Source organism: Chitinophaga sp. YR627 (genome assembly GCF_900114995.1).
Classification (GTDB): domain Bacteria; phylum Bacteroidota; class Bacteroidia; order Chitinophagales; family Chitinophagaceae; genus Chitinophaga.
This window is the reverse complement of sequence record NZ_FOUX01000006.1, coordinates 282,408-295,248: the sequence shown is the minus strand read 5'-3', so window position 1 is coordinate 295,248 and position 12,841 is coordinate 282,408. Positions and strand designations below refer to the sequence as shown.

The following is a 12,841-nucleotide window of genomic DNA, read 5'->3' as shown; positions in this document are numbered from 1 at the left end:
TACAGAGAATACCCACGGAGCTGACTACTCATTTTAGTCAGTCAACAGGGAAGTGATAATCATCCGGCTGACTGACCGTCGTCATGCTCCACTCCGGACCGGCCCGCTAATTTGCAGTATCAAATTCAAGTAAACAGACTATGAAAACATTATTCAAATCGACCGCCCTGTTGTTGTTTATCCAGTTTATTATCAGTACAGGTTTTGCGCAGGTGCAATACCAGCAGAAGAGAGACTTTAATCTCAGTATCAGCGGCACTTCCACGATGCATGACTGGGAGATGAAAACATCCAAGATCGCGTGTAACGCCACCTTTACCTTTTATGAAGACGGAGAATTGGGGGGCTTATCCCTACTCGACTTCACCATGCCCACGGAGAGTCTGAAGAGTGAACGAACGGGCCTGGATGCGGTGGCTTATAATGCATTGAAAACAAAGCAGAACCCCACGATCACGTTCAATCTGATCAAAGCATCCGTATCCAGACAAGGCACTTTGATCAATTGTTCCGGTAAACTGACCGTGGCCGGTGAAACCAGGGAAGTAGAGCTGGTGGCGGCAGCAAAGATGAATGCGGACCACAGCATCAATATCAGGGGGAGTAAACAGATCGATATGCGTGATTTTGATATCGAGCCGCCTACTTTCCTCTTTGGTAAGTTCAAAACCGGCGAGGTGGTTACCATCAATTTCGACCTTACTTTCAGACAATAATCACGTCTTCCACGTAAAAACAGCTAAAAGTTCATCAGCATCTGTTAAAATATGCGTACCGGGTACAGATCAATTCCGGATCTTACACCGGCATCACAATACTTATTTAAACAGGTCAATACATGAGGAAATCATTCGCCGTATTCCCATTATTAGTAGCATGCATGCTGACGGGAAAGCAGGTATCAGCCCAGGAGAAAGAGGGGGTACACGAAATGTCCAAAGATTACCAGGCGCCAAAAGACCCACTGGTAATCAGAAAATTATCACAATGGCAGGATCAGCGCTTTGGTCTGTTCATGCACTGGGGCACTTATACACTATGGGGTGAAGTAGAAAGCTGGAGTATTTGTCCGGTTGACTGGGTAGTAAGAAAAGGTCCGTACAGCGAGGATTATAACACTTACAGGAGCGCGTATGAACATCTGCAATACGACTTCAATCCGGTACAATTCAACCCTGAGAAATGGGAGAAAGCGGCTAACGCAGCCGGTATGCGTTATGTGGTGTTCACCACCAAACATCACGATGGATTTTGCATGTTCGATACAAAAGAAACTGATTATAAGATCACCAGTCCGAATACGCCCTTTTCTAAAAATCCCCGGAGCAATGTCACCAAAGAAATCTTTGATGCCTTCCGTAAGGATAGTTTCATGATCGGTGCTTATTTCTCCAAACCAGACTGGCATAGCCAGGATTTCTGGTGGAAATATTATCCGCCGAAAGATGAGCATGTCAACTATGATATCAAGAAGTTCCCTGAGCGCTGGAAGCGATTCAATGATTATACATACAACCAGATACAGGAACTCATGACCGGCTATGGTCCTATTGACATCCTGTGGCTGGATGGCGGATGGGTAAGACCGGATGGCAAACAAAGCCTCGATATGCCGCGTATTGTGGATATGGCACGTAGTCACCAGCCGGGTCTTATTGTTGTGGACAGAACCGTACCCGGTGAGTATGAAAACTACACCACACCGGAGCAGTCTATTCCTGACAAACCATTACCTTATCCATGGGAGACCTGTATGACGATGGGTTATTCCTGGAGTTACAGTCCGCGGGACGAATACAAACCATCCCGTCAGCTGGTATCCCTGCTGGTAAAGATCGTGTCAAGAGGAGGTAACTTCCTGCTGAACATCGGGCCCAGTGAAAAAGGCGATTGGGCGCCGGATGCGTATAAACGTCTGGAAGACATGGGTAAATGGATGGCGATCAATGGCGAGGGTATACACTCCTCAAGACCGGTAGCGCCTTATTCTGATAAGAATGTCTATTTCACACAATCCAAAGACCAGCACACTATTTACGCATACTATCTTTCTGAAACAGATGATGTAACACTGCCGGCAGAAGTTAGTTTTGCAGTAACAGATGTTAAGAAGATCAATAAGATAGCACTGCTGGGTAGCAATGCTAAACTGCAATGGACACTGAAAGATGGTCAGGTGACCATTAAGATACCAAAGAACGTACAGGCACAAAGCGGCCTCAAATACAGTGCTGCATTCAAGATCAGCGTATAAGTAATTAAAAGACAATTAATAAGGGCTATCCACCGCAGGCGGATAGCCCTTTTGTTTATATGAACCCAATATTAGTTAACGTTCCTTTATCAATCCCTTAACTTTTTATTTAAATACGATTAGGCATTTTTACAGCGAACCTATACGTAAACACTCTTAACTAAAATGATTATGCTCAGGAAATGTACACTTGCATTGGCGTTAACTGCATTCACAATTTTTATTTCATCAACAGGATTTGCGCAAACGAAGATTGCCTACATCAATATGCAACAATTGATCACAGGCATGCCGGAAGCAAAAAAAGCATTTGATACACTACAGGTTTATCAGCAGGAACTGGCGAAAGACGGACAGGAACTGGTGAATGAATTTCAGGCGAAGGTGGCTAAATTCCAGGAGGCTGAGCCTACCTTAAAAGCGGATCTAAAAGACGCGAAAATAAAGGAACTGGAGATGATGAAGGCCAATATAGAGCAATACAATGCACGCATGGAACAGCGCATGGCCGAAAGAGAACAACAGCTGACAGCACCGATCATTGCAAAGGCGAAAAAGGCAGTATCTGACCTGGCTGCAGAGAAAGGATTTGCCTGTGTACTCGACAATTCAAAAGACATTGTTATAACGGCTACCTGTGAGGATCTGTTACCAGCAGCGAAACAGAAACTCGGTATTAAGTAGTCATTCATCCATTGTGAACCTAAAAGGGCGTCCGTCAACGGAACGCCCTTTCTTTTTGCAGGAATAATTTGTTATTTAGAAACCATATCTGATACCAAACTGGATCTGCCATGGATTACCGGAAGGCACGATCACACCGGAGTTCACATTCACATTGTACACATAGCTCCTGGTATCTTTATCAAAACCACCGATGGAATACAGGTTCTGTTTACCCAGTGTTTTGATAGTACCCCAGTCCTTTTTGATCATATTCGCGATGTTGAAGAAATCAGCAGAGAGTTCAACGAAGTGTGATTTATGGATCTTGATCTTATTCGCAATACGCATATCCCAGATACCATAGAAAGCATTGACACCACCATTTCTTTCTGCTACCTTACCACTGCTTTTTCTGATATAATCCTTTACACTTTCTGAAGCCAGTGGATTATCGAGGATAGACTGTAAACCCTGACGCACCTTCTCAGGTACATGCTGGTCTTTTATATCAAACACATAAGCCAGGTCATTGGAGTTCACAAAGTCGCCATTCACATTACCACCTACTGCCAGTGAATAACGGGTACCACCGATACCGGAGTAACGTACACCGATGTTAAAGCCCCAGAAAGACGGCAGTGTACCATAGAACACTACTTTATGACGGAACTGGTTGTCGGAGTAAGACATAGTACGCAGGTCACGCGGATCATCTTTCACCATCAGTGACAAGGTCGCTGTATTCGCTACGTCGCCATTATAGGAAGTGTTGTCTTTTGCGTCATTCCAGGTATAGCTGAAGGAGATCTCCCCATCTCTGAAATAACGGTAGGTACCATCTACCACGAAGGCGAACTGGTTCACTTTACCTTCGCTGTTCAGCTCCAGTACACGACCCACTTTTTTGCTCTTACGACCGTCCATCCAGTTGGAGTTACCTGTTGCTTTCTTTACACTATCCAAAGGTACAAATACGCCACGGTTGCCTTCATTAGGCAATGTAAACAAAGGTTTGTCCACCATGTTACGGTCTACATACATATAGTTATGACGTGCCAGGGTCATGAAGGCAGTGATACCCATTTTAAAGCGCTCATTGAAGAAGTGGTTGTAAGAGATATTAGCCTTATATACTACCGGGATGCGGGCGTCTTTACCATTCATGTTAATAGTACCCTGACGCTCCAGTCCCAGTTGGTCAAACAGCTCCTTACCAGGCGCCGATGATGGGTTCTTACGGTATTCCACGAAATCAGGCGCAGGTACACCCACGTTCTGGATATCTACCGTCAGTACTTTGGTACCATCAAACAACTGGTTATTGATCATTGCATAGTTGTTGATATCAGAACCGAAGATCGCAGCGCCAAAACGCAGGTAGTCTTTGTGTTTATCATTGATATCCCAGTTGAACTGCAAACGCGGCTGTAACTGGAATGTATTCAGCTTATTGTCTGTACGCAGTCCGAGTTCCTGGTATACTAAAGGATTGTAATTTGCATTATTCAGATAGGTCGTATAATCAGCACGGAGACCGGCGATCATTTCAAATCCTTTGAAGAGTTTGGTCTGCATCTGTGCATACAAACCACCGGCCACGACATTCTGATTGATACCTGGATCATCCGCCAGTGCTACTTCACGTGCATAACGGTAGGGTGTCATGTTGTTAAAATTCTCCAGACCGGTGAAGTAGAAGCGACCGTTCATTTCACTACCGTACAGGGAGTTCATGTGACTGTACATGAGATCTGTACCGAAGGTGAAGTTGGCTTTATTGGTGCTGAAATAGACGTTGTCTACCAGTTGCACGACATGGTTGTAGAAGTGTTCCGGAGAATAGCGCTGACCACCCAACTGAATATTGGTAAATACGGTGTTGCCATCGATATTAGAAGACACACGTTCGATGATCGCACGTGGGATATTAGCCTTTGGTAGCTGGCTACCCGGCGAACTTTCTTCAAAAGTATACAGGTGTTGTACTTTCAGTTCGTTTGTCAGACGTGGGTTCAACACAGTACGTAAAGTAGCGAGGATACTGTTGTTCACAGCTTTTGCATCCGCATATACTTCATACAGGTTGATGGAGGTATTATCGTCACGACCCAATGGTGCGCGGTCACTGATATAGTTATCACGCAGGGTCAGCAGGCTTTTTTCACTCAGCTGAATATCCACGCGGGCGAAGATGGCATCTGTGCTTCTTTTCTTATCGAAAGAGCCGAATTGCGGCGCCATGGACACACCATATTTACCACGGGCGATGGTCAGGAAATTATCCAGGGTGCTCTGTGTTACGTTCAGGCGTTTTTCATCCGCAGCAGACCGGATATCTGCCAGCTGTAAAGGACGGGCATCTGCCTGACGGTCCCATGCCACGAAGAAATGTGCTTTGTCTTTTACGATCGGTCCTGATAAGGTGAAACCGAACTGTTTGGTAGAAAAGTCATTTACACGTTTCGCACCACGGATGTCATAATTAGAAGACAACTGATCAGCTCTGTAAAACAGGAAGGCGCTACCTGAGAAGGTATTGGTACCTGATTTTGTTACCGTACTGATGGTACCACCACCACTACGGCCAAACGTGACATCGTACTGGTTAGTGACCACTTTGAATTCCCTGATGGCCTCCATGGATAATGCATAAGGACCACCGATACGGGCGTTCGTTCCGCTGCTGGAGGTTGGGTTTTTCGCACTGGTACCGTCGATGGTAATGTTGGTAGAAGAGCCCAGCTGACCCGCCAGGTTACCGCCACTACTCAATGGAGAGAGATCGATCAGTGAGGAGAAGTTACGACCGTTCACCGGTAATCTGGCGATATCACGCGCAGTAACGGTGGTAGCAGCGCCGAAGTTTTCTGTTTTGTTCTTCAGTGCGTTACCGGAAACGGTGATCTCTTTCATCCCTACGGTAGAAGATCTCATGGCAACATTGATGCGGACGATATCTCCCTGGTTCAGTGTGTAGCCGGAAAGTTTCTGTTCGCTATAGCCTACGAAAGATACGGTTACGGTGTATGGTCCACCGAGTGGCAATTCCTTTAACAGGAATTCACCTTTTGTGTTTGTAATGGTTCTGCTACTGAAACCAGTAGATTCATTCCGGACAAGTACGGATGCGCCGGGAATCAACTGTTTGGTTTCATCTGCAACAACGCCTGCAATGGAGGCTTGCGTGGTCTGGGCGAACAACTGTGTATGGGCTAAACAACACAGCAGTAGCAATGTAATGCTGGCAAATATAGGTTTCATAAGCGCGAAAATAGAGTCATGCTGAAAGCAATGCAATACAGTTGCGGCTTGTTAACGAAGAATTCATATTACACGTCAGTAAGACATTATTTACGTGTCCATTCTTCATGGATAGGATCGCCTTTTGAGCTCTTACCACTATGATCCCATTTATTACCGGATACACTGCCTTTGAATGTAAGCGTTGCACCTACCCTGCTGTTATCTCTGGAAAAGAATTCTATCTTTTCTATATAGGCGCCATTTTCAAATGTATAAGCGCCACCACCGGAGCCAAAGAACTGTCCGGTCTTTGTATTCATGGCGATCCACTGGAACTTTGTACCTGTCAGTATTTTGATGGTTTTTCTATCACCGGGCTGCATGGCATTCATAGCGCCGTTGTTCTCTCTGCCGGTGATCTGCCATACACCTGCCATCTGCGCATTACCATCATCTATTCTTGTCCAGGTAGTTGTTTTATCACCTAAAGTGGTGACAATGTTATCTCCTTCAAAAGTAACATTTGCCTCAGGCCTTGTACCAACCTGTGCAGAGTCTGCTGAATTGAATTCGATATTCGTGATACCGTTATCATCCCAGGTGCCTCCCATGGTGGATTTAAAACCGCTGTCGTCATAGGCGGTAATACTGAAATAACCAGGGGTGATCAACATTAACGAATTGGTGTTGCCTGTTACCGCCTTCCAGGCGCCTACGGGAGAGTTTTGTGCCTGGGCAGATGCTGTCAATGTTACAGCAAAAAACAGGATAAGGAAAGAATGGATGATTGTTTTCATAACTGGTGGATTTTATAATTGTAAATGTACATCATAACAGGTGGATCAGTAAAAGAAAAAAGCTATCTTGAAGTGTTTCCAATAAATATCTGATGACAAGTAATTCAACGGAAAAAACACCGGCAGCACTTTACCTGGAGCACCTTGATAAGATCTTTCAGGTGGAGCCCGCTTTCTACAGAGAGGCCAGTAATACTGAAGGCCTGCCTGGCCTTACGGCCATTGTATACAAGGATATCCCTGAAAAGGGGTATACAACTGCTTTTACCTATGGTCTTTCACTGGGTACACATGCTGAGTGGACACTGGGCCGTCCGGAGTTATGCATCTGTGTGGCTTCTGACAACGACGCCTGGGGACAGGTAGCAGCGTATATTGCCAACAGACTGCGCGGGGACTGTCCTTTTCTGTATGGGCAGACGATCAACTTCGGTACGCGAATCAGTGAGGATTCTGATATGGATGCATTCTTTATATTTGCACCAAGTATCCTGGATCGGGAAGAATATACTGATATAGATGTCGGCACTGACTATAAGATCAATATTGCAGGGTTATATCCGATGTATGCAGATGAAACGGACGCGTATGAGAAACTGGGGTTAAAGGATTTCTGGCATCATCCCGATTATGATAACTACAGCGTGAACAGAAAGAAGGTCACTATATAAAAAAATCCGGAGCGATCACTCCGGATTTTTTTATATGCTATTAATATACACCGCTAAGATTGGTATGACCATTACTTGTTGGCATATCGTATATCTTCTTCAGATTCCTGCCATCTACATCACAGGAATAGATATCGTCTTTATTCGCTGTCGCCTTTGTATCTATACCAACAAAAAAGAGTTTTTTACCATCAGGAGAAAGATGTGCATTGCCATCTATCTCTACACCGGCAGGCAATGTAATGTTGACCTTCGTCTGACCTGTCCCGTCATAATTCATCAACCAGATCTCATTGCCCTTATCCACGTTATATTTGGAAAAAACAATTTTACTCAGTGGTGTTGCGCCTCCTGTTGCAGGATCAAGCGATAATACACCTGAATTGCTTACAGCAAGACCATCGCCAACTATCACACCACCTAAGGCTGATTTCGTTGCAGGTGGCAGGGTATAACTACCATTTCCGTTACCTGCCTGGGCATCGGCAGACTTCTGACAACTGATCTGAAATAACAGGATGGAGGAGGAAAACAGGATCAATGCAAATGATCCGAGGATTACTTTTTTCATACAATAGATTTACGAGATAAGGGATTGGGTTTTGTGCTACTTTTTTTGTCCCGAGGCGAATATATATTAATTTATTTTATAAAACAAAGTAGACAATTATATGGTATATTAAAACTACTGGAATTCCGGGATCAGCAATACTGCTGTTTTCATATACATTTGTCCGTAGTAACCAGAACGGATTAACCATGTCACATAGAATGTATTTGTATAACCTCTCCGGGACTGAGGTTATTGCAAACGAATCAGAAGAAACAACTATGCCCCTCGCCAGCTATGGTGTAAACAATAAGGATGTACGCATGATGATGGAATGGAAGTATGAACTTCCCCTTTTATTTCATCCTCTCTTCAACGGTAGCATGACGATTGCCCCACCGGTCTATAATGGCAATGAAGGAGGTATCTATGCGCCTGCTGCTCCTGGTATCGAAGCGTTCAGGACATTGTATGATTTTATTGAAAAACACCAGAACACTCTGATAGATGACATTGCAGCTTTTCAGGAAGCAAAAACGAAGATCTTCACCTGGTTCAGCAGAAAAGTTATCCATCCTACATTCCACCTGGATGCCTGGGATGTATTCAATATGAGTGATGAGGAACATGATACACAGGCGGAAGAGCTGATCGCTTTCATTCACGCAAACAATAAGGCCCTTGTGGCTGCCATCGTTGCGGATAATCCCGTTCTGCTGGATACCTGTCCTTATTTCCAGGAACCAGGGAACTATTTTAAAACTTTCAGACAGTTACTGAACGAACCTTCTTATCAGTTTGGCTGGAGTATACTGGCTTCGGGGATGTCCGGAGATGAAGACGAATTGCAGGTGTTCAGTGAAGGAGAGCTGAAAGGATTGAAAGATGCAGATGGGAATGAAATAGTAGCAGCTATTTATGAGGAGATATATGGCTACCCGTATTGCGTAGACCTGGCGGTGGTCATGAGAGGCGGCAAGGCTGGCTATATCGACAGATCAGGCAGAGAAGTAATACCCTGTGTGTTTGATGATGCATATGATTTCGAAGATGGGTACGCGGCGGTTGTATCCAATGGCAGGTTTGGGCTGATAGACACTACAGGTAATTTCAAACTTCCTGCGATATATGACGACGGACATGTATTATCATCCACAGCCATTGCGGTGCAACAGGATAGTTTATGGGGGATTATTGATATCGACGGACAGCTACTCCTCCCCTTCCAGCATGTGAAAGAGATCATCGCGGAACAGACGTATGCATTCACTTACTACAAACTGGTAGGACATCAGCAGGAAGAAAGCTGGTATACCCATGCATTCAAACCACTGGTCAATGGGCCGGTATCAACTATTGCGTGCTTTGGAGCATACTATATCATTACAAAGGACGATCGTGCGACTTTAATGGATGCACAGGGCAATGTGCTGCTGGGCGAAGACTATCTGCATATACGTGCTGAGGAGCAGCTAAATGCGCTCATTGTACAATCCGCAGCAGGTACTGGTCTCTATATCCCTGAAAAGGGCTGGATACTCCCCTGTATGTACGAGGCGATCTTTCCACTGGAAGATGCCAATCCGGAAGAAGATGGTACCGTCTATGCCGTTGTGAAGGAAAACAAAAAGGCTGGTTTATTTGCCGTAGGCGCTAATAGCCGCTGGATCAAAGCACCGGGCTATCAGCAATTCAGGTGGTTGAAAAAGGATTTACTGGCCTACCAGGAAAACAAATTATGGGGTTGCATGGATGCGACGGGGCATTTGCTGACTGACGCGACCTATACGAGCATCAACAGCAAATTTGGGTATTTACTTTATGGTCTGGCATTAGGCTTCCATAACGACGGTATCGATGTTCTCGAAGAAGATGAGATCATTCGCGATTTTCAGTCTGTAGAGGCCCAAAATGAGCTCAATGACTATCCGCAGGCATGTTACTCCAAAAAAGAGATACAACAGCTAAAACAGCTCGCTAAATCAGCAGAAAAGGCATTGGCGTATTTTGAAGAGGCACAGGCGTATAAAGAGCAGCAACAATATAAAAAGGCAATGGACCTGTTCCGTCATTCTGCCGAACTGGGGAATCCCGCGGCACTCACCAGCGTCGGTCATACCTATGAAGTGGTCTACAATGACCTCGGGAAAGCCTTTGCCTATTACTGGCAGGCGGCACAGCGGGGAGAAGTATATGCCATGTGTAACCTGGGACTTGCCTATCAGTATGGAAGAGGAACCGCGATGGATATTCCTGCAGCGATCGGATGGTTTCAGAAAGCGGCAGATCTTAAGCATGTCGATGCGCATCTCTACCTTGGAGACATTTATTATCATTCGACGTTTAATGTGGTTGATTATGATAAGGCACTCTTCCACTATTCCAAAGCGTATTTATTACAGGAACAGCCGGTGGCAGATGCCATTGGGCATATCCACGAGATAAAGCAGGATTACGAACAGGCGGTTTACTACTACCGTGTGGCAGCAGACAGTGGTAATGCCTTTGCGAAATGGCGGCTTGCCTGTCTTTATATGGACGGCAATGGTGTGGAGACAGACCTGGAGAAGGCATTACAGTTATTACACGAGGCTGTTGCTGAACAAGCGGAAGCGCATCTCGACCTGGTTGCCATATACATGTCAGCTGATTATTACGATGAAGAGAAAGCAGGCATGCATCTGGCAGCCGCAGAAAATGCGGAAGTACCCGATGTAGCAACTTATAAAGCCCGCTATGAGATATTATGGAAGGGACGGCGCTGATCAGCGTCGTTTCTCCTGATATTCAATATTGGGATTGACAGCGCGTAGTTGTCCGATAAAACCCTCCTTATCCTTCGGAGATACCAGGATCGTATCAAACTTATTAAAACTTATTTCCAGTCTGTCGAGCGATGCCGCTGGTGCACTCAATGGATTACGTGTTGGTCTGATACTGCGGATGGACTGAACGGACAGGGTTCTTTTAAAAAGAATACCGCAACGGATGGTCAGTTCATCGCCTTCCAGCTGGTATGCGACAGAAAAGATCGTATAGAAGGCAAACGCTGAAGTCAATAGTATAAAAGCCAGCAATCCCCAGGTATGTGAGATGATAGCGGTGATCAGCACTATTGAAAAAATAATGATAACGGGTACTATGATGCCGGCGCTTACAGCCGATTTATAGGTAATCATATGTCTTTCAGGTTGTACATGTAAAGGTACCGAAAATTATATGGTTACCGGTACAGCAGGATCAGGTACCCGGATGATGTTGATCATCCGGAAAATGGTCATCCCTTCAAAACCTTACCAGTGACGCTATAATGCTTAATTTGTTCGATTAAACCGTTACTACGCCGCTATTACGCCGATATCTCTTCGCTCATGAGCGGACAGATATGGGTGTAATAGCGGCATAATAGCGGTATACAGCGAAGAACAGGGGTATAGATCGAAGAGATCCATACCCCCGTTAAATACAAAAAGCATATATCCATGAGATTAAATCAATTATTGATGCATCTCATGGATATATGCTTTTACTTATTTAACAGTTACTTATACTGTAGGTGTAGTCGGGTCTTTATCCGAAGCGGAAGAGGTTTGTTCTATAGCCGCATCAGCTACTGGTATGTGATCTATCGCATCAGGATATGCATCATCAGAACCGTCAGCCAGACCTTCCGTATTGATCATTTTCTCTTTTCTCCTGCGGGTGAACAGGTTTTTGAGGAATGCGATCAGCGCTGCAAAACCTATTGCGACAAACTTCCATCCGGCCACCAGGAATTTCAGGATAATCGCAAAGAAACCTACTTTGGCCAGTATTTTACCTGCTACCAGTCCACCAATGGTCCAGGCAGCCACCTGGTCTATTTTCGGATCGAAGTCAAAGTAAGTATTACCGTCAGTGAATTTAGCCATGTGCAATACCTGGTTAATGTTGGCTTTCACCAATGGCAGTTCATCCATGGTACAGATAGCATTCAGAGATAATACGCCATGACGCCCCAGGATACGTACGTTATAATTGAGCGTATTAGCCCCTTCCTCGTCTCCAAACTTTACTTCCTTCGCCCAGTGCAGCACCTTGTTTTTAGCGTCGTAAAACGGCTTTTGCGCCCATCCTACAATGTGCACGGAAGAATAACCATTCTTTGCACGCTCTTCATTGGTTGCTTTTTCATCTGCCTGCATATTCTTCAGCATCTCATCGTAATCGATCTTTCCGGCGTCGTCATCTTTCACGTAACCGATTTCTTCAAACTCAACGATGAAAGCGTAAGAACCTTCTGTAAAAGGATCAGCTTTTGCGGGGAAGATCATCCCAAGCACATCCTTCGCATTTTCAGGCGGGTTTCCCCATAGGGTGGTAAGGACGTACTGACTCTGTTCCCTGTTCAGGAATTTGAAGCCTTCAGGTACATCGATATTGGCTTTGCCACCCGGAAGATGGATCAAACCTGTCTCAAACTTTTCTGATTTTCTGACAGAATCTGCGAACTGCTCATACTGTCGCTGATAAATTTCGGTGGAGTCTTCCACGGGGCCGGCTGCCTTTACGGCGATCGTTGCCAGTAGCAATACGGCAACATAAATGGATCTTAACATCTGATGGTTGTTATTATTCGTTATATAGGTATATTTCTGCTGATAAGAGTTGGTTAACAACT

At 45.0% G+C, this 12,841-nt stretch carries 11 protein-coding genes; 5 read left to right on the top strand and 6 right to left on the bottom strand.

The features are described 5' to 3' along the window. The first annotated feature begins 140 nt into the window (after positions 1 to 140). The 3 genes from BMZ72_RS30525 (at position 141) to BMZ72_RS30515 (ending at position 2,938) form a co-directional block, all read left to right on the top strand. Positions 141 to 716 (top strand): YceI family protein, encoded by a 576-nt coding sequence (locus BMZ72_RS30525; protein WP_089814291.1) that lies wholly within the window; start codon positions 141 to 143, stop codon positions 714 to 716. A 122-nt stretch (positions 717 to 838) separates the two neighbouring features. Beyond that, on the top strand, positions 839 to 2,254 hold the full coding sequence (locus BMZ72_RS30520; protein ID WP_089814289.1) for an alpha-L-fucosidase: 1,416 nt from the start codon (positions 839 to 841) through the stop codon (positions 2,252 to 2,254). Between the two features lie 171 nt (positions 2,255 to 2,425). Next, positions 2,426 to 2,938, top strand: a complete 513-nt coding sequence (locus BMZ72_RS30515; protein ID WP_177222981.1) for an OmpH/Skp family outer membrane protein — start codon at positions 2,426 to 2,428, stop codon at positions 2,936 to 2,938. Between the two features lie 75 nt (positions 2,939 to 3,013). Here the strand turns inward: BMZ72_RS30515 and BMZ72_RS30510 are convergent, their stop codons facing one another. Then, positions 3,014 to 6,181 (bottom strand): TonB-dependent receptor, encoded by a 3,168-nt coding sequence (locus BMZ72_RS30510; protein WP_089814285.1) that lies wholly within the window; start codon positions 6,179 to 6,181, stop codon positions 3,014 to 3,016. Between the two features lie 86 nt (positions 6,182 to 6,267). Further along, positions 6,268 to 6,960, bottom strand: coding sequence for a DUF2147 domain-containing protein (locus tag BMZ72_RS30505; protein ID WP_089814283.1), 693 nt, complete (start codon positions 6,958 to 6,960; stop codon positions 6,268 to 6,270). Positions 6,961 to 7,052: 92 nt separating this feature from the next. Between BMZ72_RS30505 and BMZ72_RS30500 the strand changes: the two genes are divergently transcribed. Then, positions 7,053 to 7,631 carry a suppressor of fused domain protein gene (locus BMZ72_RS30500; protein ID WP_089814281.1) on the top strand — a complete coding sequence of 193 codons (579 nt, stop codon included), beginning with the start codon at positions 7,053 to 7,055 and terminating at the stop codon, positions 7,629 to 7,631. 40 nt (positions 7,632 to 7,671) lie between these two features. Here the strand turns inward: BMZ72_RS30500 and BMZ72_RS30495 are convergent, their stop codons facing one another. Then, the gene (locus BMZ72_RS30495) at positions 7,672 to 8,202 is read right to left on the bottom strand and encodes a TolB family protein (protein ID WP_089814279.1); all 531 of its coding nucleotides are present in this window, start codon (positions 8,200 to 8,202) and stop codon (positions 7,672 to 7,674) included. A gap of 188 nt (positions 8,203 to 8,390) precedes the next feature. Between BMZ72_RS30495 and BMZ72_RS30490 the strand changes: the two genes are divergently transcribed. Continuing rightward, positions 8,391 to 10,946: an SEL1-like repeat protein gene (locus tag BMZ72_RS30490; RefSeq protein WP_089814277.1), complete on the top strand. Its 2,556-nt coding sequence runs from the start codon at positions 8,391 to 8,393 to the stop codon at positions 10,944 to 10,946. Here BMZ72_RS30490 and BMZ72_RS30485 read toward each other — a convergent pair whose 3' ends face one another. The 3 genes from BMZ72_RS30485 to BMZ72_RS30480 all read right to left on the bottom strand — a co-directional run bounded on the left by BMZ72_RS30485 (position 10,947) and on the right by BMZ72_RS30480 (position 12,779). Continuing rightward, positions 10,947 to 11,360: a PH domain-containing protein gene (locus tag BMZ72_RS30485; RefSeq protein ID WP_089814275.1), complete on the bottom strand. Its 414-nt coding sequence runs from the start codon at positions 11,358 to 11,360 to the stop codon at positions 10,947 to 10,949. Positions 11,361 to 11,519: 159 nt separating this feature from the next. Beyond that, positions 11,520 to 11,657: a hypothetical protein gene (locus tag BMZ72_RS36730; protein WP_177222980.1), complete on the bottom strand. Its 138-nt coding sequence runs from the start codon at positions 11,655 to 11,657 to the stop codon at positions 11,520 to 11,522. 69 nt (positions 11,658 to 11,726) lie between these two features. Then, positions 11,727 to 12,779, bottom strand: a complete 1,053-nt coding sequence (locus BMZ72_RS30480; RefSeq protein WP_143087827.1) for a DUF2167 domain-containing protein — start codon at positions 12,777 to 12,779, stop codon at positions 11,727 to 11,729. Positions 12,780 to 12,841: the final 62 nt, after the last annotated feature.

Bases quoted from the DNA above. Each gene is read 5' to 3' on its own strand.
- BMZ72_RS30525 (WP_089814291.1), top strand. From the start codon at position 141: ATGAAAACATTATTCAAATCGACCGCCCTGTTGTTGTTTATCCAGTTT.
- BMZ72_RS30520 (WP_089814289.1), top strand. From the start codon at position 839: ATGAGGAAATCATTCGCCGTATTCCCATTATTAGTAGCATGCATGCTG.
- BMZ72_RS30515 (WP_177222981.1), top strand. From the start codon at position 2,426: ATGCTCAGGAAATGTACACTTGCATTGGCGTTAACTGCATTCACAATT.
- BMZ72_RS30510 (WP_089814285.1), bottom strand. From the start codon at position 6,181: ATGAAACCTATATTTGCCAGCATTACATTGCTACTGCTGTGTTGTTTA.
- BMZ72_RS30505 (WP_089814283.1), bottom strand. From the start codon at position 6,960: ATGAAAACAATCATCCATTCTTTCCTTATCCTGTTTTTTGCTGTAACA.
- BMZ72_RS30500 (WP_089814281.1), top strand. From the start codon at position 7,053: ATGACAAGTAATTCAACGGAAAAAACACCGGCAGCACTTTACCTGGAG.
- BMZ72_RS30495 (WP_089814279.1), bottom strand. From the start codon at position 8,202: ATGAAAAAAGTAATCCTCGGATCATTTGCATTGATCCTGTTTTCCTCC.
- BMZ72_RS30490 (WP_089814277.1), top strand. From the start codon at position 8,391: ATGTCACATAGAATGTATTTGTATAACCTCTCCGGGACTGAGGTTATT.
- BMZ72_RS30485 (WP_089814275.1), bottom strand. From the start codon at position 11,360: ATGATTACCTATAAATCGGCTGTAAGCGCCGGCATCATAGTACCCGTT.
- BMZ72_RS36730 (WP_177222980.1), bottom strand. From the start codon at position 11,657: ATGCTTTTTGTATTTAACGGGGGTATGGATCTCTTCGATCTATACCCC.
- BMZ72_RS30480 (WP_143087827.1), bottom strand. From the start codon at position 12,779: ATGTTAAGATCCATTTATGTTGCCGTATTGCTACTGGCAACGATCGCC.